Genomic DNA, 25,263 nt, shown 5'->3' on the forward strand with positions numbered 1-25,263 from the left:
TTTACTTATTTTTATTAAACTTATATTCTTTTAGCACCACTAAAAATAATAAAAAACCAGCTGCGGTTAACATCCAACCACCGGTATCCGGTATAGAATAGGCACCAAAGTTTAGCAATTGTTTGTAACCAATAAGTGGTGGTTGATAAGCCATTCCCGGTACTCTGATGGCGGCATTTGGGTCGAGGTTGTGTCCGTATTCATAGTTCCATCGGTAAAAATCTATTGCTGCTAAGACGATAAAAAGCACATAAGTAATTAGGAAAGCCAAGACTGCTTTTCTTTTGGCCACAAAAATCAACAAGATGGAAATTAGGGCAAAAGCACCAAAGACATAGGGTAAAACTTTGAATTCAATAAAGTTTTCGGTGTGCAAGGTTGCCATGCCGATGTAGTGATTCAATCCGTTGATGATTTCAACATCGCCACCTATTTTATTGGCGTGTAATCTAAGTACGAGTCCTTCAGGATATTGTGGTGCTTCAAGTTGGATTTGCCACATTGGGACAAATAACGCGCCGACAAATAATAGTCCTGTGATCAAAAGCAATATTTTTGACAAGCCTGAAATTTTTATATTTTTCATTTCATTGGAGAAAAAAAGGGAACAAATAAAATCTGTTCCCTTTGGTTAATTTTATTTGGTTGCCTTCGGTAAGTTGGTTCCCAGACTATAAGTAATCGGGACATTACTTCCGGCTGGAGAAACTCTAACATAGCCTTGCATTTCTTGGTGTAGTGCGCTACAGAAATCGGTACAATACATTGGCCATATTCCGGCTTTTTTAGGAATCCATTTTAGGGTAGCGGTTTCACCCGGCATAATTAAAAGCTCTCCATTATCGGCGCCTTTGATGGCAAATCCGTGTGGTACATCCCAGTCTTGTTCTAAGTTGGTTACGTGGAAATACACTTCGTCACCTACTTTAACGCCTTCAATATTATCGGGAGCAAAGTGAGAACGGATAGAAGTCATCCAAACATCTACTCGGTTGCCTTTGCGAACTACTTTGGCTTCTTTTTCGCCTTTGGCCACAAATGGGTGGTTGTTGTCGGCGATTTTGTAGAATTTCAACTGACCGTTATTTCGAATCAACTCGGCCGGTGCGGCTTGAGCATAGTGCGGCTCTCCGATGGTTGGGAAGTCTAAGATTAACTTCATCTTATCGCCACTGATATCATAAATTTGAGCCGATTGAGCTAACTCAGGACCGGTTGGTAAATAGCGATCTTTGGTGATTTTATTGTAAGCGATTAAGTATTTACCGAATGGTTTTTTACTGTCACCTCCAGGGATACACAAGTGACCTACAGAATAATAAGTTGGTACTCTATCCAGTACTTTCAAAGATTTGATATCCCATTTTACTACTTCAGAAGACACGAAGAAAGTGGTATAAGCATTTCCTTTGCCGTCGAATTCGGTGTGTAATGGTCCTAAGCCCGGTTTTTGAACTTCACCGTGTAAAGCAGCTTCGTATTTTACTACCGGAATGCCACCGTACTCGCCATCGAATTTTTTGTTTTTGATGGCGCCCATCAATTTATCGAAACTGAATACCGGAATCAAAGCGGCTAATTTTCCTGAACCAACAATATATTCTCCTGTTGGATCTACGTCACAACCGTGAGGTGATTTCGGACAAGGAATCATGTAACAAATGTCTTTTAAAGCGGCAGCATCTAAGACCAATACTTCATTTTTCATTTCAGAAGTAGCGGTATGTGTTTTTTCATTCCATTTGTTGTGGACATATTTTACCGATTGTTTTTTGCCTTTTCCGGCTTTGATGTATTCTTCGGCTTTTTTCCAGTTTACCGCCATGATAAAATCTTTATCACGTTGCGAAGCATTTACTTCTAACAAAGTATTGGCTTGCTCGGTGTTGTAGCAAGAGAAGAAGAACCAACCGTGTGATTTTCCTTTTCCGGCGTGAGAAAGGTCGAAGTTAACTCCCGGCGTTACGATTTGGAACGCTAAGTCCATTTCCCCTTCTTTGCCCACTTTGACAAAACTGATATGACCTTTGAAATTTTCTTTATAAGTATTGATCGCTACGTCTCCGTTTTCATAATCAGGCGGGACACTAAAACGTGTTCCGGCTACTACATATTCGGTGTTTTCGGTGATGAATGGAGAAGAGTGATTTCCGCCACTATTAGGTAATTCGATAATCTCGGCTGTTTTGAATGTTTTCAAATCAATACGAGCGATACGCGGCGTGTTATTGGCATTACCAAAAACCCAACGACCATCTACTTCACCATTGGTTTGTGACATTTCGGTGTGGTGTAAATCATCCCAAGGTACAAAACCATTGGAGGTATTTAACATGGGTTTGGTTTCTTCACTGTATCCCCAACCTTTTTCAGGGTCAACGGAGAACACCGGAATTACTCTGAACAATCTTCCGCTTGGCAGACCATAAACGCTCAGTTGTCCACTGAAACCACCGGACACGAAGTTATAAAACTCATCATATTTTCCCGGACCAACATAGGCTTTTTGAGCGGCGTCACCACTCACGGCATCTCCGGAGTTTTTTGGCTTACAAGAAGTGAACAAAGCACTCCCAAGAGCAATCGCAAAAATTGCTTTTACAAACTTATTTTTCATTATAATTGATTTTAAATAAGATTGGCCAGCACTTTCACGGGTTAACCAATCTCTGGTTTTGGTTTATTTTACACCGTCATTTTTACGCATGAATTCCAAGATGTGTCTGGCATCGTCGTCGCTAAGACCTTGATTTGGCATACGAACCAAACAAATCTCTAATTGCGCTTGAACTTCAGGATCTTTGTCAATCATTGGATCAGGATTAGTGATGAAGTTCATAATCCACTCCGGTTTTCTTCTTTCGGTTACCCCTTTCCATCCCGGTCCGACTAATTTTTCATCGGTCATTTTGTGACAAGAGGTACATTTTACTCCGGAAACTTCTTCGCCTTTAGTTGCCATGGCTTGGTCTAAAGCAGCGCCTAGTTCTACTGTGGTAAATTTACCTTCACCTCTTTTTGGGTCATAAGATGATGGGTCAGTAGCCGTTGTTTCTGTTGCACTTGGGTCGGCTGCAGGATTATACTCTTCGGTTTCTTTTTCTTTTTTACCACAAGCGATTAACAGAGAAAAAGCAAGAGCAGTTAAAAATAATTTTTTCATGATTGGATGTATTAAAATTTCTTAAACAAATTTCGGCACTAAACAGTTGTTAATTTTATGATTAGAATCATAGTTGGGGAGAAACTTTTTGGGACTATTTATAACGACACAGAGAAAAAAAAGAATGTCCATTCCAATTGAAAAACCGGAGGAAGAAAAAAAATGGGTTTTTTAAAAATAGCCCAAGAAATACTATCTTTACTATTCAATTTACCACCATGCCTAACCAAGACATTAAGATTCTCCACCTTGACAGCAATCATCCTTTGTTGTGGGAACAATTGGAACAAGCCGGTTTTCAAAATGAAGCCGATTTTTCTTCATCTAAAACTGAAATCGAAGCTAAAATTCATCACTATCATGGTATTGTTATTCGCAGCCGATTTAAAATCGACAAAGATTTTTTAGACAAAGCCACGAATCTTAAATTCATCGCCAGAGTCGGTGCCGGATTGGAAAGTATCGATTGTGACTATGCCGAAGCTAAAGGAATTCATCTTATCGCTGCGCCTGAAGGCAACAGAAATGCGGTTGGGGAACACGCTTTGGGCATGCTTTTGTCGGTAATGAACAAATTGAATCGCGCGGATAGGTTAGTGCGTGAAGGCAAATGGATAAGAGAAGGCAATCGAGGGTATGAGTTAGAAGGCAAAACAGTTGGATTGATTGGTTATGGCAATATGGGGAAATCTTTCGCTAAGAAACTGCGTGGTTTTGACGTAGAAGTTTTGTGTTATGATATTCTTCCCAATGTGGGAGATGCCAATGCCAAGCAAGTTTCGCTTTCGGAATTACAAGCCCAAGCCGATGTCTTGAGTTTGCATATTCCGTGGACACCGGAAACGGATAAGATGGTCAATGCTGAATTTATTAATGCTTTTGCTAAGCCGTTTTGGTTTGTCAATACTTCTCGTGGGAAAAATGTAGTGACTGATGATTTGGTCGCCGCTTTGGAATCCGGTAAAATTCTCGGTGCCGGATTGGATGTTTTAGAGTATGAAAAATTATCGTTTGAAAATCTTTTTATCGATAGCGAAAAACCCAAAGCTTTTGAGTATTTACTCCAAGCAGAAAATGTTTTATTAACCCCACATATCGCCGGTTGGACGTTTGAAAGTCATGAAAAACTGGCGCAGACTATCGTGGATAAAATTGTTCAATTACGAATTACGAATTGTTTTTGAATATGAACTAAACCTTTTTGATTATGAATAAAGTGAGTTATTATTTAGTGTTAATTGTGGGAATCCTAACCTTCCTTCAATTTTTTCCTCATGCTTTTATGGGTATGCCCGCGGTTTTAGACCATATTGAAAAAGGAGAAATCCAGCCTGTTGCGGCACAAGGCATGCAGATGATTTGGTTGTATTCTTCGATTATGATGTTGTTATCGAGTATTTGGTTGTTCTTTTTGGCCAAGCCCATAAAGGAAGGCAAACACGTGGCAAGATTGCAGGTTTTGTACATGAGTATTGGGTTGTTGGCCTTTGGATTGGGTTGTAGTTATATTGCTCAGGAAGTTTTCAATCACTTATTTTTCTTTACCGTGGAAGGGATATTGCTTTTGTTGGCGGTAACCATTTTTTACAAAAGAGAAGCACAGTCATAATACTTTTTTAGGGAAACCGTATTTTTTTATAAGAATTTTATATATTAGACCCATCAATAACAAAACCAATAAACAATAGTATGGAAGCACAAAAAGTGGACATGTTTATGATGATGAACGCAAAGTATTTTGAAAGTCATCATTTAAACGCTGTTAGAGAAAAATTATTAAGCCTTGACGAATCAAAATGGGGATTAGTACAAACCCTTCAATTCAAGGAGCCAACCACTTCATTAATTGTATCGCTTTTGGGTGGACAATTAGGGATTGACCGTTTTATGATTGGAGATACCGGAATGGGTGTGGCCAAACTTTTAACTTGTGGTGGTTTAGGAATTTGGGCGATTGTCGATTGGTTTTTAATCATGGGTGCTACTCGTGAGAAAAACATGGAATCTTTCCAAAATACATTCTATTAATAAATGACCCGAAATAAGTTATATTCCTTGTTGCTTATAGCTTGTTTGGCGGGATTTATTTATCTTTTTTATTCCATTCAAAAGGAACAACAAGAAACAGTTGGAGTGTGTATCATTAAAAACGTGACCGGTTATGCTTGTCCGTCCTGTGGTACCACTCGAGCTGTACTGTTGCTTTTTGAAGGCAAAATTACCGACTCTCTACTACTCAATCCTTTTGGAATACTTGTTGCTATCATCATGACAGTTTTTCCTCTTTGGGTTTTGACCGATATTGTTTTAAAAAAAGAAACCTTTTTTAAAGCCTATAAAAAAGCAGAAAGTATGATCAGAAAACCTTGGTTTGCCATTGTTTTAATCCTGTTAGTACTGCTCAATTGGATTTGGAATTTATACAAAAATCTATGATACAAGAAACCACTTTTCCCTACAAACCGGGCGAACACGAATGCGAAAAGTCATCTAACAGTTATTTGATGTCTTTAGTGGCTTTGATTGCCGGATTGCCTTTGCCGATTATCAACTTATTGGCAACGTTTTTCTTTTATTTGGCCAACAGAAAAGGCACTTATTTTGTGCGTTGGCATTGTACGCAAGCTTTGTTGTCACAGATGGCTTTATTGGGAATTAACAGCGCCAGCTTTTGGTGGACGGTTTCCATTTTGTTCTCTGATGAGAAAGCCAGTAATGAATACTTTGCCTATATTTTTACCGTAATTTTATTCAACCTGTTTGAGATTTTCTCGACTATTTATGCTGCTGTACAAACCCGAAAAGGGAAACACGTGCAGTTTTTGTTCTTCGGTAATGTAACTAACTTAATTTGCAGACCATAATGATAAAGAGAACCATTTTTCAGGGATTAATTATAGTAATGGGATTTGCCGCAGTTTGGTTTGGATTTTCCCAATTGGATTTTATGAAGTTTTTTCAAGTCAGAGAAAGAACCACCAATTTGGAAAACAAGTTAGGCGACATGATTTGGTATGAAATCTCCAATACGGAAGATATTGTTACCAATGACACTCTCATTAAAACATTAGACAGTTTGATTAATCCGCTCTGTGAAGCCAATGATATTGAGCGCGATTCTTTAAAAGTTCACATCATTATTAAGGATGAAGTCAATGCTTTTGCTTTGCCGAATAACCATTTAGTGGTGTACACCGGATTGATAGCCGATTGTAAAAGGCAAGAAGCTTTACAAGGTGTTTTAGGTCACGAAATTGCACACATTGAGAAGAACCACGTGATGAAAAAATTATCCAAAGAACTAGGGTATTCTGTGTTGTTAACTGCAGCAGGCGGAAGCAAAGGCGGTGCCATGGCTAGGGAAATTTTAAAAGAATTAACGTCATCTGCTTATGACCGAACATTGGAAAAAGAAGCCGATATTACTAGTGTTGATTATATGATTAATGCGAAGGTTGATCCAAAACCTATGGCCGATTTTATGTACCAATTGGCTATGGAAAGTAATTTGGATGCTGCTTTATATTGGATTTCAGACCATCCGGAATCCGAAGAACGCGCCAAATATATTTTGGAATACATAAAAGACAAAAAGCTAAAAAGCAAACAAACATTAAAAGACAAAGACTGGAAAGCTTTTCAGGAAAAGGTCAAGTTAGAATAATAAAAAAGGCAACTCACTGAGTTGCCTTTTTTTTTAGACTTATTTATAATTCTTTTCTTTTCGTTCGAGTTCCGCTTGGAATTCTTCCATTACAGGTTTTACGGTGCTTTCGGGTAAGTCGGCGATTCTGATGTACATTAAACCATCGACAGCATTGTTGAATAATGGGTCGACATTAAAGGCCACAACGCGCGCATTTTGTTTGATGTATTTTTTAATCAATACCGGTAATCTCAAACTTCCCGGTTCTACTTCGTCTATGATTTTATCGAATTTATTTAAATCGGATTCGGTTTCATTGAAGACAAAATCTTTGTCGGCGTCTTTTAGTTTTACCTTAAATTCTTTTTTCGGGTGAATGTATTGGGCCACATAAGGATCGTAATAATGCGACTTCATAAACTCAATCATCAACGATTTCGAGAATTCTGTAAATTGGTTACTGATACTCACGCCGCCAATCAAATATTTGTGTTCCGGATAACGCAAAGTGGTGTGTACAATCCCTTTCCATAGTAGGAACAACGGCATTGGTTTTTGTTGGTAATCATTCACAATAAACGCTCTTCCCATTTCGATGGATTGCGACATCATGCCGTACAATTCCGGTTCAAATCGGAATAAATCTTGCAAGTAGAAACCTTCGATACCATGTTTTGGGAATATTTCAGAACCCAATCCCATGCGATACGCACCGGCAATTTGTTGGTTTTCATCATCCCAAAGGAACATATGGTGGTAATAATTGTCGTATTGGTCTAAGTCGATGGATTCATTAGTTCCTTCACCAACCGCTCTAAAAGTGATTTCGCGCAAACGCCCGATTTCGTGTAATATATTCGGAATCTTATCTGCCGTAACTAAGAAAACCATGTAGTTTTTACTGTGTAACAAACGATAATCGCCTTGTTTCAACACTTCCACTTCTTCAATGATTTTGTCGTGATTGGCAGGTTTTACAATTTGTTTCGGACTCTTAGGTGTTTTTAAATTTAGGTTGAGGTTTAAGTTTTGCGAACTCAATAGTTTGGACTCTTCGTTGAAGGAGTTGGCCAACATATAAGTTTTACGACGCAAAAATTCTGAATATTCTTCTATGGTTTTGTGTTCGTTTTGTTCGGCTACAGATATCGGTTTTCCTATGCGCACTTTAATCACTCGGTCTTTTTGTGTTAGCAATTCCGAAGGTAATTTTGCGGTTCGAAGTGTTGGATTAATTTTGGATAAAAAGTAAAAAAAGCGACTGTTTTTAGCGTGAAAATAAATCGGCACTACCGGCACTTGGGCTTTTCTAATCACTTTAATCGCGCCTTCTTCCCAGGCTTTGTCTACTACCAATTTTCCGTCTTTGTAAGTTGAAACTTCTCCGGCAGGAAACATGCCTAAAGGTTTGCCATCACTTAAATGTCGTAGCGTTTCCTTAATTCCAATCACACTTGATTTAGCATCTTTATGATTTTCGAAAGGGTTAACCGGCATGATGTAAGGCTTCATCGGTTCGATTCGGTGTAACAAGAAATTGGCAATGATTTTGAAATTCGGCTCTCTTTCGAGCATTAATTTCAATAATAGAATACCGTCGATTCCGCCTAAAGGATGATTGGAAATGGTAATGTAAGCGCCGTCTTTGGGTAATCGTTTTAAGTCGTCTTCCGGGATTTCAAACTTTATTTGAAATTCGTCTAAAATGGCATTTAGGAATTCTACTTCGCTCAAATGTTTGTTGCGGTCGTAGATTTTGTTTAAGGTCGAAATTTTTAAAGCTTTCATTAATAGCCAGCCACAAAAAGTTCCGAAAACCCCATATTTATCAGCGTTTATTGCTTTTGCAACTTCTTTAGCAGTAACTAAACCCATGTATACCTTTCGTTTTTGAGTAAGAAACAAAGATAGTAATTCTACTGAAATAGCTTCCAGAAAATGCAGAAATCGCCTAGTAAACTTTAATTTTTTATTATGTTTTTTGGGTTTCAAATGTTTGTGTTTTTAGCTACTTTTGACACGCGGCCTTTTAGCCGAATTAAAAGGACATAAAAACTAATGTAAACTGAATGAGAATTATTTCTTATAACGTAAACGGCATTCGCGCCGCGATAGCTAAAGGATTTTTGAATTGGCTGCAGCAAGCCGACCCGGATATTATTTGTCTGCAAGAAATTAAAGCCACCGAAGACCAGATACCGTTACTTGATGTTGAACTTTCGGGTTATCCTTATCACTATTGGTTTCCGGCTACTAAAAAGGGATACAGCGGTGTAGCGATATTATCTAAAGTGAAACCTAATAAAGTGGTTTTTGGCACCGGAATTGACCATATGGATTTTGAAGGCAGAAACCTTCGCGTTGATTTTGACGATTTCTCGGTGATGAGTTTGTATTTGCCTTCGGGCACTAATTTTGAACGATTGGATTATAAGTTCCAATACATGGATGAATTTCAAGAGTACATTGATCATTTGAAGAAAGAAATCCCCAATCTGATTATTTGTGGTGATTATAATATTTGTCATGAGGCCATTGACATTCACGACCCCATTCGCAATAAAACGGTTTCCGGATTTTTACCGGAAGAGCGTGCTTGGCTAGATAAATTCATGAAAAAGGGTTTCATTGATACGTTTAGATTTTTTAACAAAGAACCGCATCAATACAGTTGGTGGAGTTATCGTGCCAATGCCAGAGCTAACAACAAAGGTTGGAGAATTGATTATTGTTTGGCCAGCGAACCTATGAGAAACAGATTGTCTCGAGCAGTAATTTTGCCCGAAGCAAAGCATTCCGACCATTGTCCGGTTTTAGTAGAAATTGATTAAGCTATAACAATGAATAGTAGTTGTCCAAATTGTCAGGAAGAGAATAATCCGGAGGTAAAGTTCTGCGTAAGTTGCGGACATTTATTGCCGGTCAGGGAATTGGAAAAAACGAAATTGGAAAAAACAGCAGCGGAAGTATTTGGCTATAAACCAAAAAAAAAGTTACATCCCATACTATTAGTACTCTTTGTAGTTTGTTTTTGGGCTGCTTTATTTGGAACATACACGTTACTAAATCCGTCAGTTGATGCACTAGATAAGCGAGTTGATAAGCTTAATCAGCCTATCGATACAGAACTGGCCATGATAGCAGAAAGCATGAACAGAGGATGTCCATTTCAGGTTGATGAAATAACGGTATTGGTCAATGTTAAGGCATTGCCGAAAAAAACGATTCAGTACAACTACGAATTGAATGACATCACAAAAGCTGAAATCAATTTAGATACGGTAAAAAAATATGTTTTTCCCAATCTTTTGAAAAACACCAAGGAGAACCCGGAGGGCCAATCATTACGAGATAAACAAGTAACTTTCAAATATAATTACTCAGATAAAAATGGAGAACACGTAATGGAATATGTGGTTACTCCCGATATGTACAAATAAAATAAAAAAAGATAACTTATGATAAAAAGAATAGTTTTAGGAGTAGTAGTATTGACAGTACTGTCATCCTGTGTGTCTAAAAAGATATACAACGATTTAGAGAACAAATACACCGATTTAAAAAAAGAGAATCGTTCGCTTTCTGATGAAGTGGATGAATTGCACAAGGCGAATGCAGAGTTTGATTCGGTTAACAAATCATTGACCGCTGAGTTGGCAAAGTTAAAAGCAGACCGAGACAAATTGCAAGCCGATTGTACGGCTACCACCAACAATTTAAAAGCATTGCAGGAATCCTATGCCGCTTTAGAGAAAAACAGCAACGATGCTTTGGAAACCAACATGAGTAAAAACCGAGAATTGTTAGCCCAATTGGAAGCCAAAGAAAAAGCCCTGGCTGCTGAGCAAGACCGGTTGAACAAATTGAGAGACGAATTGGCTTCCAGTACGCAACGTTTGAACGAATTGGAAAGTATGATTGCCGCCAAAGATGCTGCCATGAAAAAGCTGAAAGATACGTTGTCAAAAGCACTGAATGCCTTTGAAGGAAAAGGATTGACGGTAGAAATGAAAAACGGCAAAGTATATGTTTCTATGGAAAACAAATTGTTGTTCCAAACCGGAAGTTGGGCTGTTGGTTCAGAAGGAAGAAAAGCCGTGGTTGAAGTGGGTAAAGTATTGGCGCAAAACCCTGATATTACTGTTTTGATTGAAGGCCACACCGATAACGATAAAATACTTGGAAGTATTGGCGGCGGCATCGAAAGTAACTGGGATTTATCGACTAAAAGAGCTACAGCGATAGTAAATATTTTAGGAGAAAACAGTGGCATTCAGAAGAAGAATTTGACTGCAGCCGGTCGAGGTGAATATGCCCCGATTATGAGCAACGATTCGCCGGAAGGCAAAGCCAAAAACAGAAGAATAGAAATTATATTGACCCCTAAATTGGATGAGATTTCCAAAATGTTGAATGAGTTTTAAAAGACAGGTGCTAAGGTGCTAAGAGACTAAGGTTCTGAGTTTTTTGCTTAGAACCTTTTTTTTCAAACGATTCCAAAAAATGTGTTAATCGGTTGAAATTAACGGGACTATTATTTTACTTTTGCGCATCGAAAAACAACACCAATGAACTACACTACTATACCGAATACTGATATCAAAGTCAGCAAAGTCTGTTTGGGCACGATGACTTTTGGGGAACAAAATACCGAAAGCGATGCGCATGCTCAGTTGGATTATGCTGTTGAAAAAGGCGTTAATTTTATTGATACTGCGGAAATGTATCCGATTGCGGCTCGTCAAGCTACATTGGGCTTGACCGAGAAATATATTGGTACATGGTTGAAAAAATCAGGAAAACGAGATGATTTGGTAATTGCTACTAAAATTGCCGGACCAAATCGCGGTATGGAATACATTCGCCAACCGTTGAATTTTTCTAAGCAAAGTATTCACGAAGCGGTTAATTTAAGTTTAAAAAACCTGCAAACGGATTATATCGATTTGTACCAAATGCATTGGCCGGAGCGAGTGATGAACATGTTTGGTCAACGTGGGGTAACTAAGATTGACAACCAATGGCAGGATAATTTCTTTGAAGTATTGAGTGTTTATGACGGTTTGATTAAAGAAGGTAAAATTAAACACATTGGGGTTTCGAATGAGAATCCGTATGGTGTAATGAAGTTTTTAAATGAAAGCGAAAAACACCATTTGCCCAGAATAGCTACCATTCAAAATCCCTATTCTTTGTTGAATCGGTTGTTTGAAGTTGGTTTGTCTGAAATTTGTTTGCGTGAAAATGTGGGTTTGATGGCTTATTCTCCTTTAGGGTTTAGCTTCTTAACCGGGAAACATTTGAACGGAATTCAGCCTGATTCCAGATTGGGTATATTTCCGCAGTTCAGTCGTTATTCTAATGAGAATTGTAAAAAGGCGACCTTTTTGTATCAAGAATTGGCACAAGCACATGGATTAACGTTAACCCAAATGGCTTTGGCTTTTGTGAACCAACAGGATTTTGTGATGTCAACCATTATTGGTGCCACCAAAATGGAACAACTTCAGGAGAACATTGCCGCTTTTGAAGTGCAATTGTCCCCTGAAGTCATTGCCGGAATAAATAAAATTCAAGCGGTATTTCCTGATCCTGCTCCTTGATCAATATAGTTTGTGCTAAAGTTGAAGTGCCTTTATCCTATACTATCTGTTTAGAGTACTTTTGACAAATAGTTTAGAAGAAAAAAGAAGTTTTGGGAAACCAAAACTTCTTTTTTGTTTATTATTCAACGGCTATTAAGTGACTTTCTACTTGATTATCAATATAAATTTTCAAAATGTAAATGCCTTTTATCAGACCATTGACAGAAAGTGTTGCTTTGTTGTTTTTAATGTCAATTTTTGATTTTGAAATTCCTAGAATATCAAACAATTCTCCTGAGATGACAGCTTGTTTCTCCGGTTGTTTGTCTTTGGTTTTCAAATCAATATTTACAATATCTTTTGAGGGATTAGGATAAATAGTATAAAAGGATTGACTTTGTTTCTGCAAGGACGTGATTTCAATTATTTCAAAAGGGAATTCCGTCCATTCGCTCCAGCCACAACCATTTTTCACCCGAAAGCGAACACCGGTTTGGCCAACTCCCATTGGACAAATTTCGCGCGTGTCTCCGGATCCTGTAATCATTATTAAGTTGTTCAAGGTAGTCCACTCCCAATTTGAACCCGTAGTAATTTCAGATGAAGTTAGGCCACCATACACCGCTTTAATCTTGTTTGAATTGTTTAATTCAGGGATTGAATAGCTATAGTTATTTCCGGTACTTAAGCAAAGAGTTTGACTTGTATTGGCCGTTCCGTAGACAATTTCAGTGAATGTTGGAGAGCCAACCCAAATGGTTTTGATTAGTTTTTGGCCATTTTGAAAAACAGCGGTTATGGTCCCTTCACCAATTTCAGTTCCTTTGACCACAATAGTATAGCCTGATTGGCTAATGATTTCAAGATTTGGAGTGATTGACCAATTGATCACTGCACTCGGAACGGAACAAATGTTTGTAAAACTATAGGAACTATTAGTGTTTAAACAAATTCTGTCCAAACCAACCAAAACATTTGGCTCTACAGGGAAATAAGGTGCTTGAGGTTGGCCGGCTAATTCTTTAAGGAGCCAATTTACACTTTCTTTTGTGAAAGAAGTGTGTTGGGTGTTTTCACTTAAACCAAAATAGCTGTCAAAGGGGGTTAAGTTATTCGTTGGGCATTTTAAGTTAGTATTTAATGGATTTGCCCAATTCTGATTAGGTTGCAAATGACCCAATGCAGAAAAGGAAGGGATGAAAGAGTGGATTGGATTAAATTCATGTAAATACCATTCTGACCCTCCTAACATTTGGCTTATACTAAAGATAAAATTGGTGATAGATAAATTATTTACGGACCAATTAGTTAATGGATAAGTTCCAGGAACCGGAATTGTATTCTGAGTCGGATTAGCAATTTCACTTTGCGCACCAAAATAACCGCCGGGAACATTATCCATATTACCTCTTGGGTTATAATTGGGTGATTTGGTGGTTCTATCATTGAATAGCTTTTTGAACCTCGCTATTTTTGTGTCTCCACTGCCACTTGATGGGAGGAAATTAGCTTCCAAAGAGGCAATGTGAATTCTAAAAGTAACTGAGCCTATAGGCGAGCTTATGTTTACTCTTTGAAACCCTCTGAGGTTTAAAACCTTTTCATTATCATTCGCAAAAGAGTAAAAAGCTTGTCCGTTAGCAGTTACAGTTTGTTTTGAACCTGAAAGGGATCCATTAACCAAAGATATTTTTCTTAAGTTCATTGGCCAACCATTTGAATTGGTAAGACCGTTAGTGAATTGGTTGTTGTAATGTTGTTGGAAGAAAGTATTTCCACGGTTTATTGGCATTCCTTGTGAGGTTGTTTGGGCATTCAAAAAGTTTTGATTTACTAAGTGATAATTGGATCCTTCTTTGTGAAACTCAATTAATTGTTGTTGGGCTGCCGGAGAAGCCAGCTCTTTATCATAAAATGCTTTAGCTTCATGGCTACTATTTTTTACTAAGTTCAATAAGGCCTGATCACCCATTGGAATATTGGCGCCAAGATGCGGGCTATCAATGCTTACCCATAAATAGGTATTATGAGGGATATTGTTTTTTTCCATGTAAGCCAAAGCATATCTTGAAATTTGGCCGCCCATACTTGGACCAATTACGGCAATGTTGTTCGTACTTCCATTAGTGACTAATAATTGTTTGGTTTGAATTAGCAGTTTTACTAAGGCCATTGCATTGCTTTCTATATAATAGGCTCCGCCATCAATTGCTACGGTTTGACCATTTTGTAAATTGGTGGTGGTGTATTTTGGGTGATTCACCATTATTACGTCATATCCTAATGACCTCAATTTGTCCATAAGTTTTTCCTTTGCACCGATTCCATTGTAATACTCCATTAAATCAACCATGGCTCTGTGTTTATCAGGGTCAAATAAACCATTAGTGGTGTTTCTTGCCGAACAATCCGGAATGTTTTCACAATCGCAATCTTCTATCTTGCGTTTGTCTCCGGGATCAAAACCGTCAATAATGATTATTGGTTTTCTTATTTTTTTATCCGTATTGGTATTGCCATAAAATACTCGATACTCAATTTTTGCTTTAATGGTTGGATCACCGGCAACATAGCCGGTAAAAGGAATGTCGGCTTGTAATTGAAAGTCTTGTTTGTAAGGGTCATTTGCAAAGCAGCTAGCCAAAGCGTCTCTAGTTGTGCTTTGCACTAGTTGAAAGAAAATTTTTCCATAGGTAGTAAGTGTCGTATTATCTGTATAGGTAATAGTAAATGTGCTTATTTTTTCACCGCTGGTTGCATAACTCACCGTTATGTTTTGATTAGTAAGTACTTGAGAGTTAATTAAAGTTCGATTTATACCATCACCAAAATTAGCCACTAAAGTTTTTATGTTTTTAGTGCCGTTTTTAAAATATAAATCATTTCTAATCTTATACGTAACTGAAGTCCCCGAAACATAATCTTTAGTTGGCGAAACAATAGTGGTGTTTAGCATATAGAAAGGAACCTTGCCACTAATTTGGACAAACTTATTTGTTGAAGTATTGAATGTTAGTCCACCTTGACTTGGAGCATCTTCGTTATAATTCAAAATGTGATACTGTGTATTCAGTATGGATAAATCGACCTGATTTTCTGCTGTAGTAGTAGCAATTAAATTTCTGAAATTGTTAAGCGTAGTGAATTTTGTGCCATTGCTTGCCCTGTTCATTTCATCCAATGCTTGTTGGAAATAATTAAAGTTAGCCGTATTAAAAGTTGGTGTAGCATTAAAGTTATAAATATTGGCTACTTGAATAACTCTCTCGTAAATGATACCACTAGTTATACTAGTTTGGTTGATGTTTGATAGTTGCTGGTCTAAACTAATGTTTTCTCCGGCCGGAATAGTTTGTGCGCCAGCCTCAAGACATAAAGTTGAAGCCAGCAGAAAATAATAGAATTTTTTCATACTTTTGTTTGCTTTTGGGTTAGTAAAATTGTTTTTATTAATCTAATTATGGGTTGCTATTCCACTAGCAACCCTTTTTTATGGAAACACTACGTTCGATAATGTATCCCATTTGATGTCGAAACGACCATTTGTAATTTCAATAATATCTGTACTGTTAGCACTATTTTTAACTTGACAACTAAATGTTCCGGATATTATCCTATTGTAAAAATCATATTTAGTGATTATTAATACCCCTGAATTTTCGAAAGAACGATAAAATTGATAACTATTGGTGTTTTGGTCAAATACTCTACAATGAATATAATTATGATTGTATCCATCAATACTATTCATGCCATTTGATTCATTAATAATATAATTTCCAGCGCCTAGTTGATGCACACCCTGCATGTGAATCAAGATTTTAGAAGTTTTATTGCTTTTTAGATCACGAATATCTAATTCATAATAATCAGTGGGGTTTGGATAACCACCATAGAAGCTCGCTCCAGCATTGCTTCCGCCTACAGAACCAGTTCCATCTCTGGGTTTAACAAGCTTGCCATCAATCAAGCACCCAAAAGTATTAGCCCCGGTTTGAGTTATGGGTGGTAATTGTCCTTCAGGATTGCTGTTTGAATCGTTTGAGCAACCGCTTAGGAGGCCAATTAGTAATATTGTAATTAGATTTTTCATATTTTATAGATTAAAGGTTTGTTAACTTTTATTCGACTGAAATTGGTTTCTTGTCTTTTTATAGGAAGATTGTAGTAGGCAATGTGTTTAAATTAAAATCAAATCTCCCGTCAGTTATTTCTATGATGTCTGTAGGAGTATTATACCTTGCAAATATTCCTTTGAAAGTGCCAGACAAGATTCCACTATCTCTTTTGGTTACTTTTATTTCTCCTTGATTTTCAACGGAACCATAATAGGCATAGTTGCTTATCTCATCATCCCAAATTTTAAAATAAATATGATCGATAGGAGCACTATCAATATTGTCATGAAAATCACTTTGTTTAAGTTGATATGTCCCTACACCTTGATTTACCAAATCTTTAAAATGGATTACCATTTTAAAACCTACAGCACTTGCACCATCAACTACAATTATTTCTCTCCAAGTGCCAATGTCACTTCCCGTAAAAATTACACCATGCCCTTGAGGACCTACAGTAACACCTGTTGGGTCTCTAGGAATATATACTTTACCCTTGATGGTTACACCAAAAGTATTAGCCCCGGTTTGAGTTATGGGTGGTAATTGTCCTTCAGGATTGCTGTTTGAATCGTTTGAGCAACCGCTTAAGAGGGCAAGTAGTAGTACTGTAATTAGATTTTTCATATTCAAATGTTTTAATGTTATTACTGATTTAAGTAAGCCAATTGGTTTACGAATTTTATTCCTGAATCAAAAAGCTTTGATTCTTAAAAATGAATTGAGTTTTGGTAAACGAACCTATCAACTTAAAAAAAGTTTACGGTAGGATCGAAAAGGACTTGAAGTGGTATTTGTCCTAAAAGGACGGAATTGAAATTTTGCAATTCAAATATAACGGAAAATAATTACAAATAAAATAAGCTTTCTGTTTTTTATGTTCCTTAAGAAAGCCTAGTCGGAATAATGGGCTTAGAGATGGCGACAGAATACTTGTACTATTTAACGTATAAAATTATTCAAATATAGTTATATTTGTAGTAAAATTCTATTTAATAATGAATATTATTAATCCGAAAACGAATAAATTATGGAGATTGGCATCAAGATTAAGCGGTTGAGAGAACACAAAAGACTTTCTCAAATGGAGCTTTCTACAATTTTAGGAATATCACAATCCAAGCTCTGTCATATTGAAAGTAATGTAGATAAATCGGTTGATTTTATACTCATGCATAAAATATGTCGCTTTTTTGAAGTGGGTTTTGATTATTTTTTAGAGGAGAAAATCAACACCGATTTCCAGAATAAAAACCCGAAAGAGGTGATTTCCGTAACCAATGGATACCATAGCTTTCCGGAAAGTTTAATTGGTCAAATCAATTCTTTAATTCTGGATAATACCTTTAAAGAGAAACAAATTCAGGAGCTCTTGGCTAAAATTACCGAATTGCAAAACAGTAAAAAATGATTTTCGGAGCAGCTCGATTTAGTAATATATCTTCAAAAGGATTTTCTTTTCTGAGACGTCCACGGTTTTTTCAAGTCTGCTAAAGAATTTTTCATTGACCATAGGACATCCCAAACTATTACAAATCGGCTCCGATTGTTCCTCGTAGGGCACTTTATCAAAATAGTGTAAAACAATAAAACGCTCAAAAGCTTTGTCATTCGTTTTGTCTAAACCATGCAGTTTGTAGGCTTTTCCAAACTTTCCATAATAATTATTTCCTATGGAATAAGTTCCTAAAGAGGTGGTGTTGGAATTGGGTACGTTACTGAATTTTAATTGGCCTTCTTGACCGGTTTCTGATCCTGACCCATGAGCGACTAAACCTTGGTCTGTAATTTTATTTTCCTTCAAATGGTATACAAAAAACCTATTTTCTCCCGATTTGATTTTCATGTCGATGAAAAAAGCAATTTCGTTATTGTAAGCCGAATTTTTGGCTATAAAGGCTTTAATACTATCGACTTGCTTTTTTAGTCTTTGATTGATAACGTCTTTTGCAACGGGATTTGAGCTGCTTAACACCAGATTGTTTTTGAGTCCGAATCGATATCCAAAATACAACGCCATTACCGTAAAACAGCCTAAAAATACTTTTTTCATCCCAATTATTCCACTACCAATTTAGATTGGAAATATTGGCCGGACTGGTTTTCTACTTCAACCAAATACAACCCTTTGGCTATGTTTGAAATAGTGATGGAATTAATCTCGGTGTCATTAAGGTCTTGGCTTAGAATAGTTTTGCCTGACAAGTCAATTATTCTAACCGATTTCAATCCGATGGCATTTTCATTTTTTAAAAACACTTCGGTTTTGACCGGGTTGGGATATAGGCGAATGTTATTTTGAACAAAAGAATCTGTGCCCAATGAAGTATCGATGATTTTATAAATCGTGCCCCCATTGGCTACATATAATTCTCCGTCTTTGTCTTCTCCGAAAGTGGTAATCACTCCCGTAGTATCAAAAGCCCAAGTGATGTTGCCCACGGCATCAATCCAGCCGATTTCAGCCGTACAATAATCAGCAAAGAAATATTTATTAGCAAAGTTCGGATAAGTAGTTCCGGTGTAAAAATAACCTCCGGTTATAGAACATCTGTTGGTTGAGCCATGAAGATAAACGGCATAAGGCGCAACAGTTGAGGCATAAGTAGGACAACCTGTAGTGTTGTAAGCCACATTGCCTTCATAACAACGCCAGCCATAATTTAAGGCAGTATTGGGTAAAGGGAAGACTGTTTTATTGACTTCTTCTATGGCATTTTGACCCACATCTGCAATCCATAAATCGCCATTCAGTCTGTTAAAAGAGAATTTCCAAGGGTTTCGTAAACCGATGGCCCATATTTCATCATTTCCGGCTACACCCACATAAGGATTGGTTGCGGGAACACCATATGGTGAACCCGAATCTACATCAATTCGCAACATTTTACCTAAATTGTCATTGATGTTTTGTGCACGGTTTCCGGGATCGCCACCGCTTCCACCATCGCCCATTCCTATGTACAGATATCCATCGGAACCAAATTTAATAGAACCGCCATTGTGATTGGTGAAAGGTTGTGCAACGGTTAGTAAAACGGTTCCACTAGTTGCATCTGCAATATTAGGATCGGATGAAACGGTATAACGAGCAATTACAGTTGCACCATCACCGGTACGGGTATAATTCACATAAAAATAACCATTGGTGGCATAATTAGGATGAAAGGCTAAGCCCAACAATCCTCTTTCACCACCGGAGACTATAATAGTGCTTAAATTTATGAAAGGGGTTGTATTCACCGTTCCATTGGCATTAACAATTCGGATTAAACCACCTTGTTGCACCACAAACAAACGAGCATCGTTGGCCGGATGCGCAATTTCAACCGGAGAAGAAAAGCCGGTAGCAAAACTTTGCAATCCTATGGTTTGGGCAAAAGAAGTCATAGTCAGAAGACCAAAAACAAAAGGTAGAATTTTTTTCATAGCTAATAGGTTTTGGGTAAAGTTAAAAATAAAACCATTACAATCAAAAGGTTATAAAAAATCACCACCGCTAAAGATTGCGTTTTAAAATGAAAAAATCAATTCAATTGCTGCAAGGCGGTTTTAAATTCTGCCACAGAGGTTTTTTGGAGTTCCAAACCTACTGGGGCATTTTTATCAATTACGATTTCTTTGGTAGCAAAATAGACTTCGTTTTCTATACAACTAAAAGCCATAAGCGTAGCTTTTTTGCCTACCGGAATTCCGCCCAAAACCAGTCTGTTATTTTTGTCTATATGACCCGACATAATCGAATTGATGTCTTTAAAGACCAATCTGATTTCGGGTTTGTATTTCATATCGATATTGACAAACAAATCCGTTTTGTCAGGGACATCATAGAAACGGTCACAGTTAATCCAGCCCAATTTTGTGGATTGTAAAATGGTGCTGCTTATTGCGCTTACTTTCTCTGCATCAGTAGTAGCTCTTTTAAAAGATTTTTTTGTGCTTCTTTCGGTATAAACCGTATCTCTTTGCTTTATTCCGTCCTGATAAAAAACTGCGTAGGTAGACCAGTTTTCTTCTTCGGTTACTATAGTATTGTCATCTGTACTCCAATCAACGGTTTTGTCTTCTTTAGGGTAACCATAAAAAGTTTGCATGTCGTTTGGGTTGTTTTTTGATGCCATTTCTAGGGTCATTACAGCACCTTTTTTCAACTGCAATTCTTCGCCTTTGGCAGTTGCTTTGATGTAAATCATTCCACCGCTTTCAAGCATTATGCCGTCAGACATGGTGTGCAAATTGGCCGCTACTGCCTCCGATTTTTGGTAAAACTCTTGGAGTTCAATATCAATCTTACCAATGGCATATTTTCCGTTGGCTTTTTTTAAAGCGTTTTTCGGAATGGTGATTTTAGTTCCTTCTTTTCCGGTAATCGTAATGACTTCATTCGATTTACCGGTGAAGAATTGGCTTTCTTTTTCCAGTTGATTAAAAATAGTGTTGGTGTATTCTTTTTCTGCGATGGCAAAAGTAATTTCCACTCTTCGGTTTTGTTGTTTGCCTTTATCGCTGGCGTTTTCGGCAATAGGTTTGTTTTCGCCCTCAAATTTCAATTGGATTTTTTCCGCCGGAATGCCTTTGGTTACTAAATAATTTAGTACTTCATTGGCTCTGTTTTTCGATAAAGTGACGTTGTATTTTGAATTACCGTCAGCATCGGTGTTACCGTTTAGCTCGACCGATTGTAATTGACTTAAATCTAATTTTGAAACAACTTCTTTCAGTTTTTCTTTTGCATTATCAGTCAAAACGAATTGATCATAGTCAAAAAGTACGGTTGCTTTGGTGTTTTGGGCAAAACCAACTGCCGAAACCAATAAGGCCAACAAGAAGAGTCTTTTCATGATAGTTAAATTAAGGTAATTCTACGGGAAGTAGTTATAACGCAAAAAGGTTGGATTTAGTATCAAATTTTTTAAAAATCAAACTCGTCCAAACTCAAACTGTCATTTTCTATCGAATTGATTGGCTTTTGTTTAAGGTACATTTTGGCCGCACCTGATATGTCTAAAGCAAAATTGCCTATCGTATCATTAACTGTAATCAGGTTTCTTTTAAACATCAAACGCATTAAGAAATCGTTTTGTTGTTGGGCATACGGTTTGAGTTTTTCAGTATTCTCCAATCGCGACATGAAGCCTTTGGGTTTCGGAATGATACCGGCCAAAAACAAGCACTGATTTACATTTAAATCCTGAGGCATTTTATTGAAGTAAAACCGTGATGCTTCGCCGATGCCGTATACATTTGGTCCCCATTCGATAATGTTGAAGTATACTTCCAACATGCGTTCTTTGGAGCTGATGCGGTTGTTTTCTAAAATGTAGACCAATAGGATTTCTTCGAGTTTTCGGGATAAAGTTTTTTCGCGGGTTAGGAAAACATTTTTGACCAATTGCATGCTGATCGTGCTGGCACCTCGGGCAAATTTTTTGGTCTTGATATTTTTAACAATCGATTGTTTGAAAGCCGAATTGATGAAGCCGCGATGACTGAAAAAAGAGGGGTCTTCGCTAGTCAAAACACACTTTTGTAAATAAGGCGAAATCTGATTTAAAGGCGTAAAATTTGGGTTTGATTCGCCCACAATGATTGGTCTTTGCGCCACTCCTTTATCAATAGCCCGATAGATAAATTCGCTGTTAATTTTATTCAAATCGGCTTCTCCATACCGGGTGATTTTTAAGCCTTCGGGTTTTAGTTTACTGTCAAAAATAATGTCGTTTGGTTGGTGGTCATTGTATTCAAAATTCAGCGTATAGCTAAAATTGCCTTGTGCTTCCATGCCTTCAAAGTGACTGAATAATCCCGTTGGTAAGGAAGTAATAAAGTCATTCGCTTTCATTTTTGGAATGTTCAATTTCAGAGCGTATATCTTATCCGTTTCATTGGTATACGAAACGAAGGGGTTACACTTAATATTGTTCAATTGCACGGTAGACGTACTATCTAAAGCCATAAACCTTTTGCCTACAATCCAACGGTAGTCAAAGCGTGCGTTTTTGATTACTACGTCTTTGCTCGCAATTTTGGGGTGATTGACCATTAAATTCTGAATGGATGAATAGCCGTCGATATGCAAATCGCCACTATCCATCGAAAGGTTTTCCAAATTGAAATGAATCGATTGAAAACCGGTTTTCAGGTTGAATTTTTGATCCAAATAAGGAAGTTGAATCGTATCGCTTTTGGGGTTGAAAAATTCCAAATCGGCTTTTCGGTCTCTGGGGTCGGCAAAACCGTTAATCGCCCATTCTTGAGAAAAACCATCCGAGGTGACTTGAATCAAAGTGTTCAGTTTTTTATCGGCTAAAGCCAATTTAGTAAAATCAAAAACTACTTTATTGCCTTGGTCATTAATCTTAAAAGCAAAGCCTTTGACATGCATGTCCGTCGGTACCAAATCCAAAAGATTGGAACTCAAACGATTTAAAAGTTTGGCATAATTCACTTCAGAATTGTCTGTTTTCTCTTTTTTGGAACGCAGAAAAGCGTCGAAATTACTGCCGTTTTTGGTTTTTACCAATTGGATATAGCCTTTGTTGATTTCGAGTTTGCCCAATTGAATATCGCCCATTAACAATTTCCAAAAGCTCACACTTGTTTTCAATTCGTCTATGCGCAACAAAGTGTCGGCTTGTTTCGGAACCAAAGTAATTTGTTGAAATTCGAGATTGGTCACACCATGGAATTCGGCATTGGCGATGGTCAAATCGCATTGATATTCGCGCTCCATTTTAGCATCAATGCGATGAATGACTTTTTCTAAAAGGGTATTTCGAAAAGCAAAAAGCATCACTATCCCAAGCAGTAAAAGACCACCACTTATTTTGAGAATTAGGAATACTTTTTGTTTTTGGGTGCTCATTATTCTGTTTTATCAACTTCCAAGCCTACACTAGTAATATTAGGCAAATAATCATAGTTGAATCGATGGGAAACCTGTACCGTATAATTTCCTTTTGATAGCTTGACGTTTTTTTTGAAGGTTTGTTTTAAATCACACAAATCGCCCAAACAATCGCCTTTATCTTTTCCTTTGGCGTCTTTTATGAGCAAGTCAAAGAGTAGAATTTCTGTTTCGCCTCTAGGATTAGTTATGCCTATTTCTATCGGAACACTTTCAAATTGATAGTTGTATACATGGCTTATTGTTACTGAAAAGTTATAGTTTTTGTTGTCCTCATTGACGGTAAATGTAAACTGCTGGGCTTCTTTTTTTTGCCATTGATTTGCTGTGAAACCTTCTTTGGTTTCGGAGAAAATATTCTTGCTGTTACAAGAAATTAGGAGCATTAACAAAAGAAATAAAAACGTGATTTTTAGTTTCATATACATTTTGTTTATACAGCAAACGACTTTCTGTTGCTTTTATTGTGTTTCTTCAAGTTAGCCAAACAATTGCTCAACCACTTCTTCAATTTTAGACACTAAGACAATTTTGATTAACGGATTTTTGACTGCAATTTTGTTGTATTTAGACACAAATATGGTCGAAAACCCTAATTTTTCTGCTTCTTGAATGCGTTGCTCCACACGGTTCACCGGACGAATTTCTCCCGACAAACCCACTTCTCCCGCAAAACAAACATCTTTACCCACGGCAATATCTTCATTGGAAGACAGAATCGCCGCTACTACGGCTAAATCAATCGCAGGATCATCCACGGAAATACCGCCGGTAACGTTTAGAAAAACATCTTTGGTGCCCAATCGGAAACCGGCTCGTTTTTCTAATACGGCTAAAATCATGTTTAGTCTTTTGGCATTGTAACCGGTTGTGCTTCGCTGTGGTGTTCCGTATACGGCGGTTGAAACCAAGGCTTGAATTTCTATCATCAAAGGACGCATACCTTCTAAAGTGGAGGCAATGGCGGTTCCGGATAATTCTTCTTCGCGGTGTGAAATTAATATTTCAGAGGGATTAGAGACTTCTCTTAAACCTGAACCTTGCATTTCATAAATGCCCAATTCGGCTGTCGAACCAAATCGATTTTTGAGCGAACGCAAGATTCTGTACACGTGATTTCTGTCGCCTTCAAATTGCAAAACAGTATCAACCATGTGTTCCAAAATCTTTGGTCCGGCGATGTTGCCGTCTTTAGTAATGTGACCAATAAGAATCACCGGTATATTCGTTTCTTTGGCGAACTTGATTAGTTCAGCCGTGGTTTCTCTAATTTGAGAAATACTTCCGGCGGTAGATTCAATATAATCCGTATGCAAGGTTTGAATCGAGTCGATGATGACAATATCAGGTTCGGTTTCTACAATGTGGCGGAAGATATTTTGGGTTTTGGTTTCGGTTAAGATGTAGCAATTGTCGCTGTTCGGATTGATTCTTTCCGCTCTCATTTTGATTTGCTTCTGACTTTCTTCGCCCGAAACGTATAAGGTTTTATAAGGTAATTTTAAAGAAATCTGTAATAATAACGTACTCTTTCCTATACCGGGTTCGCCACCCAATAAGATTAACGAACCGGGAACGATGCCGCCACCGAGTACGCGATTTAATTCGCCATCAGTGGTGTCCATTCGCACTTCTTGGGTCGAATCGATTTCTTTGATTCTAAGTGGTTTTGAAACTCTTTTCGAGTCGGAAGTATCAGGTTTCCAGCTCGATTTTTCTTCTTTTTGGATAATCTCTTCAGCTATGGTGTTCCATTCTTTACAAGCATTGCATTGGCCTTGCCATTTGGCGTATTGGGTACCACAATTTTGACAAAAAAAAGTAGTTTTGAGTTTCGACATTTA

24 protein-coding genes are annotated in these 25,263 nt (G+C 37.5%); 11 read left to right on the top strand and 13 right to left on the bottom strand.

Annotation, left to right across the window (positions count from 1 at the left end; translation table 11 throughout):
* Position 1: 1 nt before the first annotated feature.
* From ICG50_RS02380 to ICG50_RS02390, 3 genes are all read right to left on the bottom strand, one after another.
* Complete coding sequence (locus ICG50_RS02380) at positions 2-586, bottom strand: hypothetical protein (RefSeq protein WP_187659307.1); 585 nt, start codon at positions 584-586, stop codon at positions 2-4.
* Positions 587-637: 51 nt separating this feature from the next.
* Entirely contained in the window at positions 638-2,617 is a 1,980-nt protein-coding gene (gene nosZ, locus ICG50_RS02385; RefSeq protein WP_187659308.1) for a Sec-dependent nitrous-oxide reductase, read from the bottom strand.
* Between the two features lie 63 nt (positions 2,618-2,680).
* A complete protein-coding gene (locus ICG50_RS02390; RefSeq protein ID WP_187659309.1) occupies positions 2,681-3,163 on the bottom strand; it encodes a c-type cytochrome in 483 nt (160 codons plus the stop codon).
* A gap of 218 nt (positions 3,164-3,381) precedes the next feature.
* On the opposite strand from ICG50_RS02390, the gene ICG50_RS02395 reads away from it, so the two are divergent.
* The 6 genes from ICG50_RS02395 (at position 3,382) to ICG50_RS02420 (ending at position 6,827) form a co-directional block, all read left to right on the top strand.
* Positions 3,382-4,347, top strand: coding sequence for a 2-hydroxyacid dehydrogenase (locus ICG50_RS02395; protein WP_187659310.1), 966 nt, complete (start codon positions 3,382-3,384; stop codon positions 4,345-4,347).
* A 23-nt stretch (positions 4,348-4,370) separates the two neighbouring features.
* Complete coding sequence (locus tag ICG50_RS02400; RefSeq protein ID WP_187659311.1) at positions 4,371-4,772, top strand: hypothetical protein; 402 nt, start codon at positions 4,371-4,373, stop codon at positions 4,770-4,772.
* A gap of 80 nt (positions 4,773-4,852) precedes the next feature.
* Positions 4,853-5,191: a TM2 domain-containing protein gene (locus tag ICG50_RS02405; RefSeq protein WP_187659312.1), complete on the top strand. Its 339-nt coding sequence runs from the start codon at positions 4,853-4,855 to the stop codon at positions 5,189-5,191.
* Positions 5,192-5,194: 3 nt separating this feature from the next.
* Positions 5,195-5,599 carry a DUF2752 domain-containing protein gene (locus tag ICG50_RS02410; RefSeq protein ID WP_187659313.1) on the top strand — a complete coding sequence of 135 codons (405 nt, stop codon included), beginning with the start codon at positions 5,195-5,197 and terminating at the stop codon, positions 5,597-5,599.
* Entirely contained in the window at positions 5,596-6,027 is a 432-nt protein-coding gene (locus ICG50_RS02415) for a magnetosome magnetite crystal formation protein family (RefSeq protein ID WP_187659314.1), read from the top strand. The genes ICG50_RS02410 and ICG50_RS02415 overlap by 4 nt, the downstream gene beginning before the upstream one ends.
* Positions 6,027-6,827, top strand: coding sequence for a M48 family metallopeptidase (locus tag ICG50_RS02420; protein ID WP_187659315.1), 801 nt, complete (start codon positions 6,027-6,029; stop codon positions 6,825-6,827). Before ICG50_RS02415 ends, ICG50_RS02420 begins: the two co-directional genes overlap by 1 nt.
* Positions 6,828-6,866: 39 nt before the next feature.
* Here the strand turns inward: ICG50_RS02420 and ICG50_RS02425 are convergent, their stop codons facing one another.
* Positions 6,867-8,684, bottom strand: coding sequence for a GNAT family N-acyltransferase (locus ICG50_RS02425; protein ID WP_187659316.1), 1,818 nt, complete (start codon positions 8,682-8,684; stop codon positions 6,867-6,869).
* 194 nt (positions 8,685-8,878) lie between these two features.
* Between ICG50_RS02425 and ICG50_RS02430 the strand changes: the two genes are divergently transcribed.
* The 4 genes from ICG50_RS02430 to ICG50_RS02445 all read left to right on the top strand — a co-directional run bounded on the left by ICG50_RS02430 (position 8,879) and on the right by ICG50_RS02445 (position 12,412).
* Entirely contained in the window at positions 8,879-9,640 is a 762-nt protein-coding gene (locus tag ICG50_RS02430; protein WP_187659317.1) for an exodeoxyribonuclease III, read from the top strand.
* Positions 9,641-9,649: 9 nt separating this feature from the next.
* Positions 9,650-10,249, top strand: coding sequence for a zinc-ribbon domain-containing protein (locus tag ICG50_RS02435; protein ID WP_187659318.1), 600 nt, complete (start codon positions 9,650-9,652; stop codon positions 10,247-10,249).
* Positions 10,250-10,267: 18 nt separating this feature from the next.
* The gene (locus tag ICG50_RS02440) at positions 10,268-11,233 is read left to right on the top strand and encodes an OmpA family protein (protein WP_187659319.1); all 966 of its coding nucleotides are present in this window, start codon (positions 10,268-10,270) and stop codon (positions 11,231-11,233) included.
* 144 nt (positions 11,234-11,377) lie between these two features.
* Positions 11,378-12,412 carry an NADP(H)-dependent aldo-keto reductase gene (locus ICG50_RS02445; protein WP_187659320.1) on the top strand — a complete coding sequence of 345 codons (1,035 nt, stop codon included), beginning with the start codon at positions 11,378-11,380 and terminating at the stop codon, positions 12,410-12,412.
* Positions 12,413-12,533: 121 nt separating this feature from the next.
* Here ICG50_RS02445 and ICG50_RS02450 read toward each other — a convergent pair whose 3' ends face one another.
* From ICG50_RS02450 to ICG50_RS02460, 3 genes are all read right to left on the bottom strand, one after another.
* Positions 12,534-15,806 carry a T9SS type A sorting domain-containing protein gene (locus ICG50_RS02450; RefSeq protein WP_187659321.1) on the bottom strand — a complete coding sequence of 1,091 codons (3,273 nt, stop codon included), beginning with the start codon at positions 15,804-15,806 and terminating at the stop codon, positions 12,534-12,536.
* Between the two features lie 78 nt (positions 15,807-15,884).
* Positions 15,885-16,487 carry a Riean_0653 family protein gene (locus ICG50_RS02455; RefSeq protein WP_187659322.1) on the bottom strand — a complete coding sequence of 201 codons (603 nt, stop codon included), beginning with the start codon at positions 16,485-16,487 and terminating at the stop codon, positions 15,885-15,887.
* Between the two features lie 58 nt (positions 16,488-16,545).
* Positions 16,546-17,139 carry a Riean_0653 family protein gene (locus ICG50_RS02460; RefSeq protein ID WP_187659323.1) on the bottom strand — a complete coding sequence of 198 codons (594 nt, stop codon included), beginning with the start codon at positions 17,137-17,139 and terminating at the stop codon, positions 16,546-16,548.
* 403 nt (positions 17,140-17,542) lie between these two features.
* Between ICG50_RS02460 and ICG50_RS02465 the strand changes: the two genes are divergently transcribed.
* A complete protein-coding gene (locus tag ICG50_RS02465) occupies positions 17,543-17,923 on the top strand; it encodes a helix-turn-helix domain-containing protein (protein ID WP_187659324.1) in 381 nt (126 codons plus the stop codon).
* An 18-nt stretch (positions 17,924-17,941) separates the two neighbouring features.
* Here the strand turns inward: ICG50_RS02465 and ICG50_RS02470 are convergent, their stop codons facing one another.
* The 6 genes from ICG50_RS02470 to radA form a co-directional block, all read right to left on the bottom strand.
* Positions 17,942-18,565, bottom strand: coding sequence for a murein L,D-transpeptidase catalytic domain-containing protein (locus tag ICG50_RS02470; protein WP_246448709.1), 624 nt, complete (start codon positions 18,563-18,565; stop codon positions 17,942-17,944).
* A 5-nt stretch (positions 18,566-18,570) separates the two neighbouring features.
* A complete protein-coding gene (locus tag ICG50_RS02475) occupies positions 18,571-19,941 on the bottom strand; it encodes a PQQ-dependent sugar dehydrogenase (RefSeq protein WP_187659325.1) in 1,371 nt (456 codons plus the stop codon).
* A 98-nt stretch (positions 19,942-20,039) separates the two neighbouring features.
* On the bottom strand, positions 20,040-21,353 hold the full coding sequence (locus tag ICG50_RS02480) for an OmpA family protein (RefSeq protein WP_187659326.1): 1,314 nt from the start codon (positions 21,351-21,353) through the stop codon (positions 20,040-20,042).
* Between the two features lie 71 nt (positions 21,354-21,424).
* Positions 21,425-23,377: a transglycosylase domain-containing protein gene (locus tag ICG50_RS02485; protein WP_187659327.1), complete on the bottom strand. Its 1,953-nt coding sequence runs from the start codon at positions 23,375-23,377 to the stop codon at positions 21,425-21,427.
* Positions 23,377-23,841 (bottom strand): gliding motility lipoprotein GldH family protein, encoded by a 465-nt coding sequence (locus tag ICG50_RS02490; protein WP_187659328.1) that lies wholly within the window; start codon positions 23,839-23,841, stop codon positions 23,377-23,379. The genes ICG50_RS02485 and ICG50_RS02490 overlap by 1 nt, the downstream gene beginning before the upstream one ends.
* A 57-nt stretch (positions 23,842-23,898) precedes the next feature.
* Complete coding sequence (radA, locus tag ICG50_RS02495; protein WP_187659329.1) at positions 23,899-25,260, bottom strand: DNA repair protein RadA; 1,362 nt, start codon at positions 25,258-25,260, stop codon at positions 23,899-23,901.
* Positions 25,261-25,263 lie beyond the last annotated feature (3 nt).

The organism is Flavobacterium buctense (assembly GCF_014486695.1).
Classification (GTDB): Bacteria; Bacteroidota; Bacteroidia; order Flavobacteriales; family Flavobacteriaceae; genus Flavobacterium; species Flavobacterium buctense.